This window comes from Maritimibacter dapengensis (genome assembly GCF_019218265.1).
GTDB classification, from domain to species: domain Bacteria; phylum Pseudomonadota; class Alphaproteobacteria; order Rhodobacterales; family Rhodobacteraceae; genus Maritimibacter; species Maritimibacter dapengensis.
The window spans coordinates 589,359-609,615 of record NZ_JAHUZE010000001.1 but is presented as its reverse complement, the minus strand read 5'-3'; the positions used below and the strand labels follow the sequence as shown (position 1 = coordinate 609,615).

The window sequence follows — 20,257 nt, the reverse complement described above, 5'->3', positions numbered from 1 at the left end:
ATGAGATCACTCCGCAGGTGCCGGCATCCGTGCCGAAAGTACCGTCTCGTTGCCCTTGTCCGGGTGACGCGGGATCAGTAGCGCCAGCATCAACGACACCCCTGCCATACTGGCCGCCAGCCCGAACACCGCGCCCGGCGACACGACCCAGAGATAGCCCAGAAGCGCAGGTAGAAAGACGGCCGCGATATGGTTGATGGTAAAGGCGACCGCTGCGGTGGGGGCGATGTCCGGCACATCCGCGATCTTCTGGAAATAGGTCTTGATCGCGAAGGCGAGGCTGAAGAACAGGTGGTCGATCACGTAAAGCGCCGCCGCCAGCACCACGCCCCAGCCGAAATAATAGATCCCGCCATAGGCGAGGAACACGATGATCAACCCGACATATTCGAAGGCAAGCGCATTGCGCTCCCCCCAATGCCCCACGGCCCGCCCCATGAGCGGCGCGAAGATCATGTTGGCAACGAAGTTGATGATGAACAGCGCCGTGACCTCGTGCACCTCGAAACCGAACCGTTCGACCATCATGAAGGCCGCGAAAACCGTGAAGATCTGCCGCCGCGCGCCCGACATGAATTGGAGCGCATAGTAAAGCCAGTATCGGCGGCGCAGGACGAAGGTCTTGAGCTGCGGTTCCGGGCTTTCGAATTGTGGATAGGCAAGGATCGCGAAGACAATCAGCGCAAGGCTCACCCCGCCCGACGCCAGATAGACGAAATTATAAGACAGATCGAAGGTCTTCCACGTCACGACGAGCAGCCCGTAGGCCAAAAGCGACGCCCCGGACCCGACCGCTACCAGCCAGCCCAAAACCTGTGGCGCGCGCGCCCGGTCGATCCACTGAAGCTGGAGCGATTGGTTGACCGTCTCGTAGTAATGGAACCCGATGGAGGACAGCATGGTGATCGTCAGGATACCGCCCAGCGATGGAAACCATGCCGTCACCGCCGTCGCGACGGCCAGCAAGGCGAGCGCGACGAGTGCGAGCGTTTGTTCGCGCAGGAACATGATCAGGATAATCACCGCGATGGCGAGAAAACCGGGAATTTCGCGCACTGTATGAAGCCATCCGATCTCGACCCCGGTGAACCCGGCCACCTCGATGACGAAGTTGTTGAGAAGCGCGCTCCAGGTCGCGAACGAGATCGGCATCGCCGCCGCCATGACGACAAGAAGCGCCACGGGCTGGCGCCATAAGGGAAGCGCCTTGGCTTCCTCGAGCGTGAGTTTCCGACCGGTCATGCCATCCAATAGCCCCGCGTTTTCCGGCTGGCGAGGCGAAAAACACATTCGCAACCGCTAATGCGATCTGATCTGAATCAAGGCCGGTTTTCCATTTTCGCCCCATAACCGCGCGAACAGGAGGACGCGCGATGGACATTATCCCCCTTATCGAATGGTTGGGCGAAAGCCCCACGGCGGCCTTGTTCGGCCTTATCACCGGCATCACGTTCGGCGTCGCAGCCCAACGCTCGCGCTTTTGCCTGCGCGCCGCGACCGTTGAATTCGCGCGGCGGCAGATGGGGGCCTCGGTCGCGGTCTGGCTCCTGACCTTCTCGACCGCGCTGGCCTGGGTGCAGGGCGCGGCGCTGCTCGATTTCATGCGCCCCGCAGATGCGCGGATGATGGCCGTGACCGGATCCTGGTCCGGCGCGATCATCGGCGGGCTGATGTTCGGCGTCGGCATGGTGCTGGCACGCGGCTGTTCGGGGCGGCTTCTGGTGCTGGCCTCGACCGGCAACCTCCGGTCGATCACCTCCGGCCTGATCTTCGCCGTGGTGGCGCAGATGTCGCTCCACGGCTGGCTCGCGCCCCTGCGCGACCGGCTGGCGATGCTCTGGACCACCAAGGGCGGGACGAATGTGAACCTGCTCGACGCCTTCCGCCTCCCCGAATGGTCCGGCTTCGCGCTGGGTCTCGTGCTCGCCATCCTCGCGCTTGTGATCTCGCGCAAGAACCGGATCGGCGCCCCGCGCCTGATCTTCGCCTCCGGGGTCGGCTTCGCCGTGGCGCTCGGCTGGGTCTTGACCTTCAACCTCAGCCAGGTCGCCTTCGACCCCGTCACCGTCACCTCGGCAACCTTCACCGGCCCCTCGGCCAACACGCTCATGTTTTTCCTCGAAAGCAATCCCGTGCTGGAATTCGACGTGGGGCTCGTGCCCGGCGTGGTGATCGGCGCGTTCTTTGCCTCCTATTTCGCGGGCGAATTCAAATGGCAGGGATTCGAGAACGAAGCCAACATGCGGCGCGCCTTCATCGGGGCCGCGCTGATGGGCTTCGGCGGGATGCTCGCGGGCGGCTGCGCCATCGGCGCGGGCGTCTCGGGCGGCTCGATCTTCGTCGGAACCGCCTGGCTCGCGCTATTCGCCATGTGGATCGGCGCGATGGCCACGGACCTTCTGGTGGACCAGCGCGGCCCTGCCGCCCTGCCCGCTTAAGGCACCTGTCTGGCGCCGTCGCAAAGTCCCCCGCGGCCCCACAGCCGCATCGTTCGGTCAGTAAAAACTCTGCGGGTCGATATCCACAGACAAGCGCATGTCGCCCTTCACCTCGACCTGCGACAGCCACGCCCTGAGCGCGGCCTGAAGCGGCGCGGTCTTCGCTGCCTTGACCAGAAGCCGCACCCGGTGCCGCCCGCGCACCCGCGCGATCGGCGCCATGGCCGGGCCGAACAGCTGCGCCCCGATGTCCCTCAACGGCGCGTCACCACGCGCAAGCGCGGTCCCCAGCCCCATTGCCGCATCGAGGTCGGGCGAGGAAATCACGACGCCGGCGAGCCGGCCATAGGGCGGCACCCCCGCCGCCTGCCGTTCGCTCGCCTCGGCTTTCCAGAACCCCTCCTCGTCGCCCGACAGGATCGCCCGGATCACCGGATGCTCCGGCTGAAACGTCTGCAAAAGCGCCAGCCCGGAAATTTCCCCCCGACCCGCGCGCCCCGCAACCTGCCGGATCAATTGAAACGTCCGCTCAGCGGCGCGCAGGTCCGACCCCTGAAGGCCGAGATCCGCGTCGATCACCCCGACCAGCGTGAGCAGCGGAAAGTTATGCCCCTTCGCCACGATCTGCGTGCCGATGATGATGTCTGCTCCCCCGCCCGCGATCAGCTCGATCTGCTGCTTGAGCGCGCGGGCCGACCCGAAAAGGTCCGATGACAGAACCGCCACCCGCGCTTCGGGAAACACCTCGGCCACCTCCTCGGCCAGCCGCTCCACACCCGGGCCGACCGGGGCCAACCGCCCCTCGGCCTCGCAGGACGGGCAGGCATCTGGCATCGGCTTGGTCTCACCGCATTGGTGGCAGACAAGGCGCTTGAGGAACCGATGCTCCACCATCCGCGCATCGCAATGGTCACACCCGATCTGATGCCCGCAGGCCCGACAGATCGTCACCGGCGCATAGCCCCGGCGGTTGAGGAAAATCAGCGCCTGCTCTCCCGCCTCGATGCGCCCCTCGACGGCACGTTTCAGCGTGGGCGAGATCCAGCGATCCCCCGGCAGGTCCTCCTCCCGCATATCGACCGCCCGCATTTCCGGCAGAACGGCCTGTCCGAAACGCGTGGTCAGATCGACACGCGCATATTTTCCAGCCTCGGCATTGGCCCATGTCTCAAGGCTCGGCGTGGCGCTGGCCAGCACCACCTGCGCCGAATTGATCGAAGCGCGCAGAACCGCCATATCCCGCGCCGAATAGAGCACGCCATCGTCCTGCTTGTAGGAACTGTCGTGTTCCTCATCGACGACGATCAGCCCGATATCGCGAAACGGCAGAAACAGCGCCGACCGCGCCCCCACGACCAGTTGCGCGCCGCCTTCGCCCACCATGCGCCAGACCCGGCGACGTTCGGTCATGGTCACGCCCGAATGCCACTCCGCAGGCCGCGCCCCGAACCGCACTTCCACCCGTTTGATGAACTCCGAGGTCAGCGCGATCTCCGGCAACAGCACCAGCGCCTGCCGCCCCTTCGCAAGACAGGCCGCCACTGCCTCCAGGTAGGCTTCGGTCTTCCCCGACCCGGTCACACCGCGCAAGAGCGTCGCGCCATATTCGCCGCTCTCGATCCCGGCGCGCAGCATATCCGCCGCCCGCGCCTGATCGTCCGACAGATCCTTACCCGGCGCCTCCCAGTCGAGATGCGGGAACGGCAGGTCTCGCGGGCTTTCCTCTTCACGCACAGCACCGGTCTTGACCAATCCCTTGACCACCGACGACGTGACGCCGGACAACTCGGCCAGTTCTCCCAGCGTGAACGCCAGGTCTCCATGCTCTTCGAGCGTGTCGAGCACGCGACCCCGCGCCTCGGTCATCCGGCCGGGATCGCCATGGCCCATCCGGTAAATCTTGCGCATCGACGGCGGATTGGTCAGCCCCGGCGCTCGGGTCGCGAGCCGGAGCATGTGGTTCATCGGCGTCAGGGTGTAATCCCCGACACGGGCGAGGAACTCCGCCATTTCGCCCCGCATCGGCGGCACGTCCAGCACACGGATCACCGCGCGCAGCTTCGAGGCATCGAACCCGGTCTCGCCCGGACCCCAGACGACGCCCATCACCTTGCGCGGCCCCAAGGGCACCTCGACAAAGGCCCCCTGCCAGCAGCCCCCCTCCGGTGCGCGATATGTCAGCATCCGGTCGAGCGGCTGGGTGGTCTGCACCGCCACCCGGCTTCCCTCGTCGTAGAATTCACGCATGCCTGTCATGTCGCCCATGCCAGAGATGTTTCATCCCGCGCGCGGGCGCGCAAGGGCGCAACACAACGCCGGGGTCGCAAAACCCCGCACACCCCCCTTTCTGCCGCCGCCCCTCTCCTGTATGACAGCGCCAACATTTGACCTGCGCCAACGAGGAGAGCGCCATGAAATTCTTTGTCGACACCGCCGATGTGGACGCGATCCGCGAACTGAACGAATTCGGCCTTCTGGACGGGGTCACGACCAACCCGTCCCTCATCAAGAAAGCGGGCCGCAACATCCTCGAAGTGACCAAGGAAATCTGCGACATCGTCGAAGGCCCGGTGTCCGCCGAAGTCACCGCAACGGATGCGGACGAGATGATCGCCGAGGGCCGCAAGCTCGCCAAGATCGCAGGCAACATCGCCGTGAAGGTGCCGCTGACGCTCGACGGGCTGAAGGCCTGCAAGGTGCTGACCGGCGAAGGCAACATGGTCAACGTCACGCTCTGTTTCTCGGCCAATCAGGCGCTTCTGGCGGCCAAGGCGGGCGCGACCTTCATCTCTCCCTTCATCGGTCGGCTGGACGATATCGCGATGGACGGCCTCGACCTGATCGCTGAAATCCGCCAGATCTACGACAATTACGGGTATGAGACGCAGATCCTCGCCGCCTCGATCCGCACCGTGAACCACGTGAAGGATTGCGCGATGATCGGGGCCGACGTCATGACCGCGCCTCCCGCCGTCATCAAGTCGCTCGCCAACCACCCGCTGACCGACAAGGGGCTCGATGCCTTCCTTGCGGACATCAAGGACGCCGGGATCAAGATCCTCTGAACCGGCGCCAGAGCCGGACCGACACCGGTTTTCTGCTTGAAACGGGGCCACAGGGCCCCGTTTTTCGTGAAAAAGTTGCGGAAATCCGTTTCCGACCCTGCTAAGCTCGCTACCAACAAAAACAAAACGGCAGCAGCAGTAGGACAGGCCATGAGCGACGCTCAGATTCACGACGAGGTGCGCGAGCACCTGATCAACCGACCCGAAGTCATCCTCCAAGACCACGACATGATGCGCGCCCTGATCGCCGCGAATGAACGCGCGATGGGGGAGAATATCGTTGACCTGCGCGGCATCGCGATGGAACGGCTTGAGGAACGTCTCGACCGGCTCGAAGACACCCATCGCTCCGTCATCGCCGCGGCCTACGAAAACCTCGCCGGCATGAACGTGATCCATCGCGCCATTCTTAGGATGCTCGAACAGACCGACTTCGAGACCTTTCTGGGCGAGCTCGGCGGCGAAATCGCTGAAATACTCCGAGTGGATTGCATTCGCCTTGTTCTGGAAACCGCGCAGGAAGACCCGGACAGCCCGGCGATTCAGAAACTCGGCGACGTGCTGGTGACGGCCAAAGCCGGGTTCTGCGATACCTACGTCGGTCATCGCCCCCACATCGGCGGCCCTGCCGTCACGCTGCGACAAGTGCAGGAACAGGATGACAAGCTCTACGGCGACAGCGGGTACTGGATCAGGTCCGAGGCGCTGATCCGCCTCGACCTCGGCGAAGGCCGCTTGCCCGGAATGTTGGTTCTGGGTGCGGAGGATCCGCATCAGTTCAAGCCGGGTCAAGGCACCGATCTGCTCGGGTTCTTCGGCGGCGTGTTCGAACGCACCATGCGCGGATGGCTCGCCTGAAGGAATGTTGAAAAACTGACGTTTTCGGCGCGGATATTGCCGCCGGGCAGGGTCAAATGTTCGAAAAACACATGCCGGAGGGGATAGCCATATCCGCAGGCGCACGCGATGCGCTTCAGGGATGGCTCGCCCATCTGGCGGCGCTGGACGGGGCGGCCGACAATACCATCGAAGCTTATCGTACCGATGTCGTCAGCTTTCTCGCCTTCCTGTCGGCACACCACGGCATGTCGCACGGCCGCGCCACGCTGGCCCGCGTCAGCCTCTCGGACATGCGCGCATGGATGGCCAGCGAACGTGCGGGCGGGTTGTCGGCGCGGTCCCTTGCCCGCGCCCTGTCTTCGGTCAAGGGATTCTACCGTTGGCTGTCCGATCAGGACGATTTCGACGCCTCACAGGTTCTCATGACCCGCGCGCCGAAATACACGAAGAAGCTTCCCCGCCCGGTCGCGCCGGAGGCTGCGACCGATGTGATCTCGATTGCCGAAACGCAGGCCCGCGACAGCTGGATCGGTGCGCGCGACGCGGCGGTCATCACGCTTCTCTACGGCTGTGGCCTGCGGATTTCCGAAGCCCTCGGACTTACCGGCGGAGACCACCCGCTCCCCGATGTGCTCCGGATCACCGGCAAGGGCGGCAAGGAGCGGCTTGTGCCGGTCCTGCCCGCCGCGTGGCAGGCGGTCGACATCTACGCCCGGCTCTGCCCCTTTCCGATCGAGCCCGATACGCCGCTCTTCTACGGCGCACGCGGTGGTGCGCTCGGCCCCCGCGCCGTGCAGAAAGCGATGGAGCGCGCGCGCTTGCAGCTTGGCCTGCCCGCCACCGCCACGCCCCACGCCATGCGCCACAGCTTCGCGACCCACCTGCTCAATGCCGGCGGCGATCTGCGCGCGATCCAGGAGCTTCTGGGCCATGCATCACTCTCGACGACACAGGCCTACACGGCCGTCGACACGGCACGGCTCATGGAGGTGTACAAGAAATCGCATCCCCGCGCCTGATGTGAGCTAACGGAATCTTCAGATTCGCCTGCGATGGTCACGGCTCTACTGCTTTTCCAGAAAGGACGAGCCATGACAGCCGTATCCCCCTTCTCAGTTCTGAAGGATGCCAACCCCGCCGCGCTTGCCGGACGGGCCATTTCCGCTGCCGTCGACCTTGCCGGTGACGCACGTGCCGCGACCAAAGGCAAAAGCTTCGGCGATCTCATCGACGGCCTCGACGCCAACGGCAACGGGCGTCTCGGGATCGACGATGCCATCGGTCTGGCCTCCCGCGGCGCGGCAAAGGTCGTCTCCGCATTCACCGGTGTCGATATCGACACGCGGGGAGTGCAGGCCAGGACCGCTGAGTTGATCGAAACAGGACGAGACGCCGCATCCGCGCACATGACGCAGGACGCAGCACCGCCCGCGCCACCAACGCTTGAACAGATCCCCCGCGCGCCTGTGCCGCCGACCGTCGAGGGGATTCACCAATTGTACGTCCGGATGCGCGCCTTGCGGAGCTGACGTCAAACCGCGGGGCGGCTTCCGGGCAGGCGCATCAACGCTTGTTCTGGCGCCGCAAAACGTCCATGAACGCGGCCATGACTCGTGAATGGAAAGCTTTCGCCGTCCACCTTTTCACCGCGCTCGGCGCGATCTTCGCAATGCTGGCGATGCTCGCGGCCGTGGATGAAGAATGGGGGCTGATGTATCTCTGGCTGGTGATCGCCTTCATCGTCGACGGCATCGATGGGCCATTGGCGCGGCGTTACCACGTGCAGCGCTTTGCGAAACAGATCGACGGGGTCCTGATGGACCTCATCATCGACTACCTGACCTACGTGTTTATCCCGGCCTACGCGCTGTTCAAATCCGGTATCCTGCCCGGCTGGACCGGCTGGATCGCGATCATCCTGATCTGTTATTCGTCGGTCGTGTATTATGCCGATACACGTATGAAAACCAAAGACAATTCATTCGCGGGCTTCCCCGGATGCTGGAACATGGTGGTCATCGTCCTGTTCGCAACGGAACCGAATTTCTACGTCACGCTGACACTGGTGGTCGCGCTCGCCATCGCGATGTTCACACCGCTCAAATTCGTCCACCCCGCCCGCACGGTGCGCTGGCGCACGCTCACGCTTCCCATCGCGATTGCATGGACCGGGTTCGCGGGCTGGGCCGCCTGGGTTGATTTCGCGCCCGGCAGCTGGGCGCACTGGGGCCTCGTCGCCACCTCCGTCTACCTCCTGTTCGCAGGCATCGCACAGCAGATCTTCCCGGCGAACAGCGCAAAAGAAAACGCCGCGGCCTGAGCCGCGGCGCCCTGTCTCTCACACCAGACCTGTTCAGCCCAGCGCGTCGTTGCACCGATGGCAGGTGCCGGGATGCTTGTGGGTTCCGACATCCGGCAGGATCTTCCAGCACCGCTGGCATTTCTCACCTTCCGCGGTCTCGAACACCACGCCGACGCCCTCGACCTCCGGCAGGCGGAACGCCTCGGACGGCGACGGATCGGTCGTGACCGAAATCACCGATGTGATGCACACATCCGCCAGATCGACGGACCGGAGCGCCTCGGCCAGACCCGCATCCTCGACATGGACGACCGGCGCCGCCTCGAGCGACGCGCCGATCACCTTGTCCCGCCGCTGAACTTCCAGCGCCGCCGTGATGACCCGCCGCGCGCGCCGGATACCGGCCCATTTCGTCGCAAGCGCCTCGTCCCGCCATGCGGCAGGCGTCTCGGGAATATCCACGAGATGCACAGAGCTGTCGTCACCGGGGAACCGCTCCAACCACACTTCTTCCATCGTGAAAACGAGGATCGGCGCGAGCCACGTGGTCAGCCGGTGGAACAGGATGTCGAGCACCGTGCGCGCCACGCGCCGTTCCAGCCCACCCTCGGGGTCGCAATAAAGCGCGTCCTTGCGAATGTCGAAATAGACCGACGACAAGTCGAGCGTGGCGAAGTTGAACACCTGTTGCAACACGCCTTGGAAGTCGTAGGCGTCGAAGCCCTTGCGCACGATCTCGTCCAACTCGGCCACCCGGTGCAGCACCCAGCGATCCAGCTCTGGCATGTCCTCGACCGCGACCCGCTCGCTCTCCTCGAACCCGGCGAGGTTGCCGAGTATGAAGCGCAGCGTATTGCGAAGCCGACGGTAGCTGTCCGCGGTGCCTTTCAGGATCTCGTCGCCGATCCGCAAATCCTGCGTGTAGTCGGACTGCGCCACCCAGAGCCGCAGAATGTCGGCCCCGTATTGCTTCGTAACATCCTCCGGAGCGACCGTGTTGCCCTCGGATTTCGACATCTTCCGCCCTTTTTCATCGAGCGTGAAGCCATGGGTCAGTACCCCGCGATAAGGCGCGCGGCCCTTGGTGCCACAGGCTTGCAAGAGCGACGAGTGGAACCACCCGCGGTGCTGGTCGGTGCCTTCAAGGTACAGGTCCGCAATCCCGTCGGGCGTGCCGTCCGGTCGGTCGCGCAGCACGAAAGCATGGGTCGACCCGCTGTCGAACCACACGTCCAGCACGTCGAAGACCTGCTCGTATTCCTCGGCGTTCACGAGGTTGCCCAGAACGCGCTCCTTGAACCCGTCCTCGTACCACACGTCGGCCCCGCCCTTCTCGAACTCGGCCACGACACGGGCATTCACTTCGTCGGATTTCAGAAGGAAACCTTCGTCGGTCGGAAGCGCGTTTTTCTTGACGAAACACGTAAGCGGCACACCCCAGGCGCGCTGGCGAGACAGCACCCAATCGGGCCGCGCCTCGATCATCGAGTAAAGCCGGTTGCGCCCGGTCTTGGGCGTCCACTCCACCAGTTTGTCGATCGACGTCAACGCACGTTCGCGGATCGTGTCGCCATATTCGCCCATCCCGTCGGCAAGCTTCTGGTCCACAGCGGCGAACCATTGCGGCGTGTTGCGGTAGATGACCGGCGCTTTCGACCGCCAGCTGTGCGGATAGGAGTGCTTGATCTTCCCGCGCGCCAGCAGCCCGCCGACCTCCACAAGCTTGTCGATCACTGCCTTGTTCGCATCGCCTTCCTTGCCGTTCGGCTTGAGAATGCGCTTGCCGCCGAAGAACGGAAGACTCTCGCGGAACGACCCGTCATCCATCACGTTGTAAGTGATGACCTGACCGAGCATCCCGAGATCGCGGTAAAGCTCGTATTCCTCCATCCCGTGCGATGGCGCGCAATGAACGAAGCCCGTGCCTTCCTCGTCGGTGACGAAATCGGCGGCGCGGAAATCGCGCAGGTCGTCCCATTCGCCCTCCGACCCCTCAGCACCCGCAAGCGGATGCGCCAGCGACATTGCCGCAAGCTGATGAGATGTCACGTCCGACACCCGCCGCCACTGGCTCTCGTCCAACCGTGCACGCTCGAACGTCTGGGCGGCGAGCTTGTCGGCAAGGATGTAGCGCTCGCCTTTCGCGGCCCAGCATTCCTCGGGCGTGTCCAGCACCTCGTAAAGCCCGTAATCATACTCGGCCCCGTAAACGACGGCCTTGTTCGACGGGATGGTCCAGGGCGTCGTGGTCCAGATCACCACGTTCGCGCCCACGAATTTCTCTCGCGTCTCGGCCAGCGTCGCCGCCACCGCCTCACGCATCTCCGAGGTCTCTTCCTCGGACATCCGATCCTCGTCAGGCAGGTTGAAATCCGCGACCTTGAACTTCACCCAGATCGTGAAGCTTTCCTTGTCGTGATATTCCACCTCGGCCTCGGCCAGCGCGGTCTTCTCAACCGGCGACCACATGACGGGCTTGGACCCCTGATACAGCGTGCCGTTCATCAGGAACTTCATGAACTCCTCGGCGATCACCGCCTCGGCATGGTAATCCATCGTCAGGTAGGGATCGGCCCAGTTTCCGGTCACACCCAGACGCTTGAACTCGTCGCGCTGCACGTCGATCCAGCCTTCGGCGAATTTGCGGCACTCCTGGCGGAAGTCGATCACCGGAACCTGGTCCTTGTCCTGACCTTTGGCGCGGTATTTCTCTTCGATCTTCCACTCGATCGGAAGCCCGTGACAATCCCACCCCGGCACGTAACGCGCATCGTGGCCCAGCATCTGCTGCGAGCGCACGATCATGTCCTTCAGGATCTTGTTCAGCGCGTGACCGATATGCAGGTGACCGTTCGCATAGGGCGGTCCGTCATGCAGTGTGAAGGGCTCCCGCCCCTCCTTTTCGCGCAAGCGGTCGTAGATGCCGATCTTTTCCCAACGGTCGAGCCAGCCGGGTTCGCGTTTGGGCAAACCGGCGCGCATCGGAAAGTCGGTCTTGGGCAGGTTCAGGGTGTGTTTGTAGTCAGGCGTCTCGGCGCACATTTCGGGCGTCCTTTGGCTTTGGTCGCATGCGTTCTATGGGAAGGGCGGCGCGGGGTCCATACGCCTTTGCCCGGCGTCTCGTGTCAGAGCGCCGGGTATATAATTCGAATGATGATCGCTGCCATCTTCATGGGCGCTGTATAACGCCGCGCGCACAGGGGGTAAAGCCCGCGCGCTATCGCTCACGCGCCCATCCTGCCAATTGGATCGACCCTGTCGCCGGACCGTTCGCACCTTCGCACCGCATTCAGCGGCGCCGGGCCGGCGATCACTTCGACCCGAACAACCCGGTAAGTGCCCGTTTGACGATCAGCGTGACCGAAGGCCGTCTGCCCTTGGTAAACGGCAACGGGCGGCAGACCTCCATCGCCGCCACACCGACCCGCGCCGTGAGTGCGCCGTTCACGATGCCCTCACCAAAGCGCCGCGAAATACGCGAAAGCGCCGTCCCTCCCGCGACAGAGCCGATCAGATCGTCGCCCACCGCCACGGCGCCCGTCGCGACCAGATGGGTCATCACGGCCCGCGTCAGCCGCCACGCGCCCAGAGCGCCAGCCCGCCCGCCATATATCTCGGCGATGCGCCGGATCATGCGGATGTTGGCGGTAAGCGCCGTGACGACATCGGCCAGCGCGAGCGGCACGATCGCCGTGACCGTCGCCACCTGCCGCGCCGCCGCCTCGATCTCGCGCTGCGCCACCTGGTCGAGCGGGATCAGAAGCTCCTGTTCCGCCAACCCGATCACGCCCTCCGCGTCGAACACGTCGCCGCGCCGGGACTTGAACCGATCAAGTCCCCAGGTCATGTCGTCGCGCCCGCGATAGAGCTTTGCGAGCCTGTCCACGACCGCCCCCGCCTCATCCGCGTCCTCATGGGTGAGGGCCGCATCCGCCGCGGCATGCAGATCGTCCACCCGGCGCAAACGGGCGAAGGCCGCAAGCTCGCGCAGCGCGATGATGAGCAAAACGAATACGAACGCCGCCACAAGCACCGTCGCGGTGATGCCGAGCACCGGGTTTCGGTCGAGCAAGCCCGACACGAACTCCCACGCCGCGACGGACACGACGAAACCGACAAGCGCGGTAGTGATCGACCAGAACCAGCGCGCCAGTTTCGACGGTCGGCGCGCCGCGATCCGGGCGGCCATCTCCATCGCCCGGGGCTGTGGCAGCTCGCTGTCGGGCGTCTCGACGGGCGGCGCTGTGGCCGGCGTCACCTGCGACGGGCTCTCACCTTCAAGGTCGATAAGGACAGGCCCGGATTTCCGCTCGCTCATGCCGCGCGCTCCCATTCATAGCGGATTTCGGTCATCCGCTCATCATTACCGTCGCCCAACGCGACCGGGCGAAACCCCTGGCTCTGATAAAAACGCCGCGCCCGCGCATTGGCCGCGTGAACCCACAACCCGATGCGCGATTGCTGCGCCTTCGACCATACCAGAAGCGCCTGCGCCACGCCGGTTCCCTGCGCCTCGGGCAGGACGTAGAGCCCCTGCACCTCGCCCGCCCCGTCTAGGATGACAAACCCCACAATGCGCCCGCGCCGCTTCGCGACCCGCACCTCGCCCCGCGCGATCATCGAACCGATCAGCCGCCGCTCATCGCGCGCCTGACGGACACGCGGCAACCACCGCGCCTCGTCGAGACAGGCCGTGAGCACCCGCGCCACGGCGCCGACGTCCCACCGGCGCGCAGGCTGAATACGGACCGCGCTCACAGCCGGTCCCCGATCAGGAAATCCGCCGCACGGTCGAGCCGGATATGCGGCGGCCCTTCGCCGGGGTCGAGCGTGATCTCGGCGGGCGCGAACCGCATGATCCCGTAATCGGCATCGAGCCAGGTTTCCGCCCCGTCCCGCGCGGGTTTGAGCAGGCGCGTCGGGTCCGACGGCAATGCGCCGGGATAGAAGGCCGCCGCCTTGCCGCTGTCCAGAAGCCGTCCCCGCACACAATCGAGCGTCTGGCCGTCATGGGTCAGCCGCTCCTCGGTCGTGGCCCTGAGCGCGGCGATGGACATCGACCGCGTCTCGGCCCCGGAAAACTCTGCCCGATCCTTGGCCTCACGCAAAAGCGCCTGTGTGATGCCGGTCAACGCCTTGTGCTGCACCTGATGCAGGTGATCTGCCTTGGTCGCGGCGAACAGGATCTTCTCCACCCGCCGCCCAAGGATCAGCGAGGCGAGAAACGCGTTCCGCCCCGGCTTGAACGCCGCGAGGATCTCGGCCATCGCGCCCCGCAGATCTTCAAGCGCGGCTGGCCCCGCATGGATCGCGCCGAGCACATCGACGAGCACCACTTGCCGGTCGATCCGCGCGAAATGGTCCCGGAAGAACGGTTTGACCACGCGGGATTTGTAGGCCTCGAACCGGCGCTCGAACTCCCGCCACAGGCTCGCGCGTGGGGTCTTGTCCGGCTTGGGCAGGGGCGCGAAGGTCAGAAGCGGCGAACCGGCAAGTTCGCCCGGAAGCAGGAACCGCCCCGGCGTGCAGTCGGAATACCCCGCTTCCCGCGCGGATATAAGGTAGTCTGTAAACGCCCCCGACAAGGCCTGGGCTTTCAACTCCTCATAGCTCTCTGCGGCGTCCGCCGCCTCCATCGCAGACAGGAACGCGCGGGCCTCGTCCCGCGCCCGCGCCTTGCCCAAGGCCACCTCGCACCAGCTTTCGTAATCGAGGTCGAGCAGCGACAGATCGAGCAGCCATTCCCCCGGATAATCGACAATATCGAGATGCACCGTGCGCGGGCTGCGCACCCCGGCCAAAAGCCCGCCGGGCTTGATCCGAAACGACAGCCGCAACTCGCTCACCGCGCGGGTCGAGTCCGGCCAGTGCGGGTTCGGCCCGGTCATCGCCGCCAGATGCGTCTCGTAATCGAAGCGCGGAACGTGATCGTCGGGCTGGGGTTGCAGATAGGCCGACAGGATGCGCCCCTCCGCGGCCGGAACGAGACCCGGCATCCGTTCCCGGTTCATCAGGTTCGCCACCAGCGACGTGATGAACACGGTCTTGCCCGCTCGGCTCAGCCCCGTGACCCCGAGCCGGATCACCGGCTCGAACAAGGCTTCGTTCACCCCGTCCCCGACCGCCTCGACCCGACGCACGATGCCGTCCGCAATGTCCCCGATACCCAACTGAAACCTCTCGTTCTTTCGGTCAACATAGGGTCTCGCCCGCGCCCATGCCATAGGTCGCATGAGGAGCGCGCGAAACGCGCGCGCAGGTCAAGCAGGTCGCCGGGGGCGACCTGCGGACGGGGGGCGCTGCCCCCCGGGACGCCCCGAAGTATTTTTTGAACAATGAAAGAGTTCAGCGCTCGATCTGAAGCATCGCTTTGAGATGGGCGAGCACCATGCGATCCTCGGGCGTCCAATCCGCCTGCCGAGACTTGAAAAGCGTCGCCTGGCTGCGATGCACCGGCCCGCCAGACAGGATCTTGAGGTGGTTGGCGCGCAGCGTCTCGCCGGTCGAGGTGATGTCGGCAATCGCTTCGGCGGTTTCGTTCTTCACCGTGCCCTCGGTCGCACCCTGGCTGTCGACAAGCTGGTAATCCGCGACGCCGCCCGCGCGCAGGTAGTCGCGGATCAGGCGGTGATATTTCGTCGCGATCCGTAGCCGGAACCCGTGGCGGCGACGAAAGGCCGCCGCGACCGCGTCGAGATCGTCGATTGTCGTGACGTCCACCCAGGCGCGCGGCACCGCAATGACGAGGTCGGCGTGACCGAACCCCATCGGTTCCAGCTCGACCACCTTCTCCTCCCAAAGCGCGAGCTTTTCGCGCACGAGGTCCGAGCCGGTGACGCCAAGGTGGATGCGGCCCGCGGCGAGTTCGCGCGGGATTTCGCCCGCACTCAGAAGCACGAGTTCGATCCCCTCGATCCCTTCGACCGCGCCCGCGTATTCGCGGTCTGACCCGGTGCGCGACAGCTTCACGCCACGATCGGCGAACCAGTCGAAGGTCTTTTCCATGAGCCGCCCCTTGGACGGCACGCCCAGCTTCACGCTCATGCCCCCGCCCCCCGGATCTCGAGCAGCACTTCGGGGCGGATCACGCCGCCGACCGCCGGGATTTCGCGCCCGCCGCCAAGCACCCGCGTCAGCGCGTCATAGCGCCCTCCGGTCGCGACCGGGGGAAGATCATGCCGATCCGCATGGAAGCCGAAAACGAAGCCGTCGTAATATTCGAGCGTGGTGCGCCCGAACGAGCCTTCGAAGTCGATCTCCGACGGGTCCACACCGCGTTTCTTCAGCGCCTCGTTCCGTGCCGCGAAGCGCTCGACCGCGTCGCTGATCGCCGGCATGTCCACCGCGATGTCGCGCAGGTGTTCGCAGACATTGTCCAGCGTTTCGCGCAGACCCATCAGATCGCCCAGAAGCTCCACTTCGCCTTCCGGGATCGGCGGGGTCGCCATGTCCTCGCGCAACGCCGCAATCCGCTCTTCGATTTCCGCGCGGTCGCGCAGCCCGATGACCGGCGCATCCATCCCGTCGAACGGGTCGCCTTTCGCCAGCGCCTCGCGGCCCTCCGGGCTGGGGGTGCGCCCCGCGAACCGGTCGAGCAAGACGCGGAACCGACGGGGCCGCCACAGGTGGCGCATCAGCGCGCGCCTGCGCCGGTCGGTGGTGGTCAGCCCGGCCACCGCGGCCATCAGAAGGCCCATGTCGCCTGTCGCTGCGCGAAGCCCAAGCCCCGAAAGCGTTTCGTGAAACAAAGCGAACACCTCGGCATCCGCCGCCGCCGGATCTTCGCGGTCGAACACCTCGTAGCCCACCTGGAAGTATTCCGGTGTGCGGTGCGGGTCGTCCTCCTGCTTGCGGAAGACCTCGCCGGCGTAGGTGTAGCGCGCAGGCTCCGCGCCTTCGGCCATGTGCATCTCGACCACCGGCACGGTGAAGTCGGGGCGCAGCATCGCCTCGCCCATCGCCGGATCAGACGTGACATAGGCGCGCGCCCGGATATCTTCGCCATAAAGATCGAGCAACGTCTCGGCAGGTTGCAGGATCGGCGTCTCCACGACCGAAGCGCCCTGCCCCTCGAACAGGGTCAGGAGCCGCGCGGCCTCGGCCCGGATCGCGGCCTTCTCAGCCATCGTATTGCGCTACCATTTTTCGAACCTCGGCGACCAGATTTTCGCGCGAAACCTCGATCTGGCTTGGACGATCCTTCCATTCCTCCAAGGTCGCGTCCTCGGCCAGCTTCGCCCCGAGGATCAGGTCCTTGAGCTGCACCTTACCCGCGTCGAATTCATCCGATCCCGCGATGACGGCAACGGGAGACTGCCGTTTGTCGGCATATTTCATCTGGTTGCCGAAATTCTTGGGGTTGCCCAAATACACCTCGGCGCGGATGCCCGCCGCGCGCAATTCGCCCACCATCGCCTGATACTCGGCCATGCGGTCACGGTCCATGACAGTGACCACAACCGGTCCGCGTGCCTCGTGCGCCAACCGCCCCTTTTCGCGTAGCGCGGCGAGCAACCGGTCTACCCCGATCGAGACACCGACCGCAGGCACCGCCTGCCCGGTGAACCGCGCCACAAGGTCGTCGTATCGGCCGCCACCGGCGACAGACCCGAACTGCCGTGGGCGACCCTTGTCGTCGAGGATTTCGAACGTCAGTTCGGCCTCGAACACGGGGCCGGTGTAGTAGCCAAGGCCGCGCACGACCGAGGGGTCGATGACGATGCGGTCGGGGCCGTAGCCTTGGGCGGCCAGAAGGTCGGCGATCTGGCGCAACTCGTCCACGCCCGCCTGACCTATCTCGCTGTCACCCACCGCGCCCATCAGGTTGTCGAGCGTTTCGGCATTGTCGGCGCCTTTCGAGGTCAGGAACCGCAGTACCGGCTCCGCCTGCGCGTCCTTTAGCCCGACCCCGTCGATATACGCCCCCGACGCATCCAACCGCCCCTTGCCGAGCAATTCGCGCACCCCGGCCTCGCCGACCTTATCGAACTTGTCGATAGTGCGCAGAACGGCGTCGCGGGTCTCGCCTTCGGCAACACCCATGACCTCCAGCACCCCGTTCAACACCTTGCGGTTGTTGATGCGCACCACGTAATCCCCACGCGGAATACCGACCACTTCCAGCGCATCGGACAGCATCGCGCAGATCTCGGCATCCGCCGCCATGCTCGCTGTGCCGACCGTATCGGCATCGCATTGATAGAACTGCCGATACCGCCCCGGTCCCGGCTTCTCGTTGCGCCAGACCGGGCCCATCGCATAGCGGCGATAGGGCGTCGGCAAATCATTGCGATGCTGGGCATAGACGCGGGCCAGAGGGGCCGTCAGGTCATAGCGCAACGCCATCCAGGTGTCGTCCTCGTCCTGCCAGGCGAATACACCGTCATTCGGACGATCGACATCGGGAAGAAATTTGCCCAGCGCCTCCACCGTCTCGACGCCGGACGACTCGAGCGCATCGAAGCCATAGCGATGATAGACCCCGGCGATCTGGTCGAGCATATGGCGGCGGTCCTCGACCTCCGCACCGAAGTAATCGCGAAAGCCCTTCGGCGTCACCGCCTTGGGCCGGGGCTGTTTCTTCACTTTGGCCATTGGGGGTCCCGTCATGCCGCTCTTCACTCGCGCCGGGGTCTAGCCCACCCGCGTTCACGGGGCAAGCGGGCGCGACTTGCCACCCGGACAAAACCGCCCCATATCCGGCTCAGCAGACCACCGCATCGCAAAGGAGGTTACCATGTCCGAGCGCATCACACGCCTCGAAGAACAAGTCGCCTACCTGACCAAGACCGTCGAGGACCTGTCCGACGTCATCGCACGGCAGGACCGCGAACTGGACCAGATCAAGCGCCGCACCCAGATGCTCATGGAGCGCGAAGCCCAGCGCGATCTCGACGAGGGCGGCTCCGTGCCGCTTGCGGATCAGAAACCGCCCCATTGGTAGCCGCGTCGCTGCGCGGAGCAGTTGTGACGGAACTTCCGATGCATCGCACCGTTAGCCTTTCCTAGCCACCACGGAAAGGACGCGACATGGCAAGCGACCGCAAGACACCCCCGACGACCACAGATGCAGGTATCCCCGTCCAGAGCGACGAACACTCCCTGACCGTGAGCCCTGACGGCCCCATCGTGCTCAACGATCATTACCTGATCGAACAGATGGCCAACTTCAACCGCGAGCGTATCCCCGAACGGCAACCCCACGCCAAGGGCGGCGGCGCGTTCGGGCATTTCAAGACGACGGCGGACGTGTCGGCCTACACCAAGGCCGGGCTGTTTCAGAAAGGGGCCGAAACCGATGTCGTGATCCGCTTCTCCACTGTGGCCGGTGAACGCGGCTCGCCCGACACATGGCGCGACCCGCGCGGGTTCTCGGTGAAATTCTACACCGACGAAGGCAATTTCGACATGGTTGGGAACAACACCCCGATTTTCTTCATCCGGGACCCGATGAAGTTCCAGCATTTTATCCGCAGCCAGAAACGCCGGGCCGACAACGACCTGCGCGACCACGACATGCAGTGGGATTTCTGGACCCTCTCGCCGGAATCTGCGCATCAGGTCACCTACCTCATGGGTGACCGCGGCATCCCGCGGACCTGGCGCGAAATGAATGGCTATTCCTCGCACACCTATTCGCTGGTCAACGCGGCGGGCGAGAAGTTCTGGGTCAAGTTTCACTTCCACACCGACCAGGGCGACGGCAACGCCTATCTCTCGCAGGACGAGGCCGACGAACTGGCCGGGTCCGACGGCGATTTCCACCGCCGCGATCTGTTCGACGCGATCGCCAGGGGCGACCACCCGTCGTGGACTCTCAAGTGGCAGATCATGCCATACGAGGACGCGAAGACATATCGCATCAACCCGTTCGACCTGACCAAGGTCTGGCCGCATGCGGATTATCCGCTGATCAAGGTAGGCAAACTCACGCTCGACCGCAACCCGACGGATTTCCACACGCAGATCGAGCAGGCCGCGTTCGAACCGAACAACATGGTGCCGGGTGTCGGCCTGAGCCCGGACAAAATGCTGCTCGCCCGTGGTTTCTCCTATGCCGATGCCCACCGCGCACGGCTTGGCGTCAACTACAAGGAAATCCCCGTGAACAAGCCGCAGGCCCCGGTGCACAGCTACACGAAGGACGGTGCCGCCCGGACCCAGCCGGTCACGGACCCGGTCTATGCACCCAACAGCTATGGCGGACCTGCCGCGCAGCCGTCCGAGCACGAAGCAGGCATTTGGGAGGCCGACGGCAAGATGGTCCGCGCCGCCTATACCCTGCGCGAAGACGACGACGACTGGTCCCAGGCCGGCGCGTTGGTGCGCGACGTGATGGATGACGCGGCGCGCGACAGGCTCGTATCGAACGTGGTGGGCCACCTGTCCGATGGCGTGTCGGAAAAGGTCCTGGTCCGCGCTTTCGAATACTGGAAAAACATCGACAAGGACGTGGGCGACGCTGTCGAGAAAGGCGTTCGCGACAAGATCGGGGGCAAGAGCACCGCACCCGGCATGGCGTCTGCCGAGAGTATCGACGAGTAACACCACCTGCGACCGCGCAAGCACTCCGGGCCGTACTTTCTTCTCAGGCCTGGAGGTGCTGCACGGAC

At 64.8% G+C, this 20,257-nt stretch carries 17 protein-coding genes; 8 read left to right on the top strand and 9 right to left on the bottom strand.

From position 1 onward, the window contains the following. Positions 1–6: 6 nt before the first annotated feature. Positions 7–1,242, bottom strand: coding sequence for an MFS transporter (locus KJP28_RS03050; RefSeq protein ID WP_218390753.1), 1,236 nt, complete (start codon positions 1,240–1,242; stop codon positions 7–9). A gap of 131 nt (positions 1,243–1,373) precedes the next feature. Here KJP28_RS03050 and KJP28_RS03045 point away from each other — a divergent pair, with 131 nt between their 5' ends. Then, positions 1,374–2,438: a YeeE/YedE family protein gene (locus KJP28_RS03045; RefSeq protein WP_218390752.1), complete on the top strand. Its 1,065-nt coding sequence runs from the start codon at positions 1,374–1,376 to the stop codon at positions 2,436–2,438. 57 nt (positions 2,439–2,495) lie between these two features. Here the strand turns inward: KJP28_RS03045 and KJP28_RS03040 are convergent, their stop codons facing one another. Beyond that, positions 2,496–4,685 carry a primosomal protein N' gene (locus KJP28_RS03040; RefSeq protein WP_218391677.1) on the bottom strand — a complete coding sequence of 730 codons (2,190 nt, stop codon included), beginning with the start codon at positions 4,683–4,685 and terminating at the stop codon, positions 2,496–2,498. A gap of 164 nt (positions 4,686–4,849) precedes the next feature. On the opposite strand from KJP28_RS03040, the gene fsa reads away from it, so the two are divergent. From fsa to KJP28_RS03015, 5 genes are all read left to right on the top strand, one after another. After that, entirely contained in the window at positions 4,850–5,503 is a 654-nt protein-coding gene (gene fsa / locus KJP28_RS03035) for a fructose-6-phosphate aldolase (RefSeq protein ID WP_218390751.1), read from the top strand. A gap of 150 nt (positions 5,504–5,653) precedes the next feature. Next, entirely contained in the window at positions 5,654–6,361 is a 708-nt protein-coding gene (locus tag KJP28_RS03030) for a DUF484 family protein (RefSeq protein ID WP_218390750.1), read from the top strand. 56 nt (positions 6,362–6,417) lie between these two features. Next, positions 6,418–7,362: a tyrosine recombinase XerC gene (locus tag KJP28_RS03025; RefSeq protein WP_255552161.1), complete on the top strand. Its 945-nt coding sequence runs from the start codon at positions 6,418–6,420 to the stop codon at positions 7,360–7,362. A 72-nt stretch (positions 7,363–7,434) separates the two neighbouring features. After that, positions 7,435–7,872 (top strand): hypothetical protein, encoded by a 438-nt coding sequence (locus KJP28_RS03020; protein WP_218390749.1) that lies wholly within the window; start codon positions 7,435–7,437, stop codon positions 7,870–7,872. 77 nt (positions 7,873–7,949) lie between these two features. After that, complete coding sequence (locus KJP28_RS03015) at positions 7,950–8,663, top strand: CDP-alcohol phosphatidyltransferase family protein (RefSeq protein ID WP_218390748.1); 714 nt, start codon at positions 7,950–7,952, stop codon at positions 8,661–8,663. Between the two features lie 33 nt (positions 8,664–8,696). Here the strand turns inward: KJP28_RS03015 and ileS are convergent, their stop codons facing one another. The 7 genes from ileS to hisS all read right to left on the bottom strand — a co-directional run bounded on the left by ileS (position 8,697) and on the right by hisS (position 18,239). Beyond that, a complete protein-coding gene (gene ileS, locus KJP28_RS03010) occupies positions 8,697–11,687 on the bottom strand; it encodes an isoleucine--tRNA ligase (protein ID WP_218390747.1) in 2,991 nt (996 codons plus the stop codon). Positions 11,688–11,955: 268 nt separating this feature from the next. Next, complete coding sequence (locus KJP28_RS03005) at positions 11,956–12,963, bottom strand: YcjF family protein (RefSeq protein WP_218390746.1); 1,008 nt, start codon at positions 12,961–12,963, stop codon at positions 11,956–11,958. Further along, positions 12,960–13,403, bottom strand: coding sequence for a GNAT family N-acetyltransferase (locus tag KJP28_RS03000; RefSeq protein WP_218390745.1), 444 nt, complete (start codon positions 13,401–13,403; stop codon positions 12,960–12,962). Before KJP28_RS03000 ends, KJP28_RS03005 begins: the two co-directional genes overlap by 4 nt. Beyond that, positions 13,400–14,815 (bottom strand): YcjX family GTP-binding protein, encoded by a 1,416-nt coding sequence (locus tag KJP28_RS02995; RefSeq protein ID WP_218390744.1) that lies wholly within the window; start codon positions 14,813–14,815, stop codon positions 13,400–13,402. Before KJP28_RS02995 ends, KJP28_RS03000 begins: the two co-directional genes overlap by 4 nt. A 175-nt stretch (positions 14,816–14,990) precedes the next feature. Beyond that, a complete protein-coding gene (gene hisG, locus KJP28_RS02990; RefSeq protein WP_218390743.1) occupies positions 14,991–15,689 on the bottom strand; it encodes an ATP phosphoribosyltransferase in 699 nt (232 codons plus the stop codon). Next, on the bottom strand, positions 15,686–16,771 hold the full coding sequence (locus tag KJP28_RS02985; RefSeq protein ID WP_218390742.1) for an ATP phosphoribosyltransferase regulatory subunit: 1,086 nt from the start codon (positions 16,769–16,771) through the stop codon (positions 15,686–15,688). Before KJP28_RS02985 ends, hisG begins: the two co-directional genes overlap by 4 nt. Then, positions 16,764–18,239 carry a histidine--tRNA ligase gene (hisS, locus tag KJP28_RS02980; protein ID WP_218390741.1) on the bottom strand — a complete coding sequence of 492 codons (1,476 nt, stop codon included), beginning with the start codon at positions 18,237–18,239 and terminating at the stop codon, positions 16,764–16,766. Before hisS ends, KJP28_RS02985 begins: the two co-directional genes overlap by 8 nt. A gap of 142 nt (positions 18,240–18,381) precedes the next feature. On the opposite strand from hisS, the gene KJP28_RS02975 reads away from it, so the two are divergent. Beyond that, on the top strand, positions 18,382–18,588 hold the full coding sequence (locus KJP28_RS02975) for a SlyX family protein (RefSeq protein ID WP_218390740.1): 207 nt from the start codon (positions 18,382–18,384) through the stop codon (positions 18,586–18,588). Between the two features lie 86 nt (positions 18,589–18,674). Further along, on the top strand, positions 18,675–20,189 hold the full coding sequence (locus tag KJP28_RS02970) for a catalase (RefSeq protein WP_218390739.1): 1,515 nt from the start codon (positions 18,675–18,677) through the stop codon (positions 20,187–20,189). Positions 20,190–20,257 lie beyond the last annotated feature (68 nt).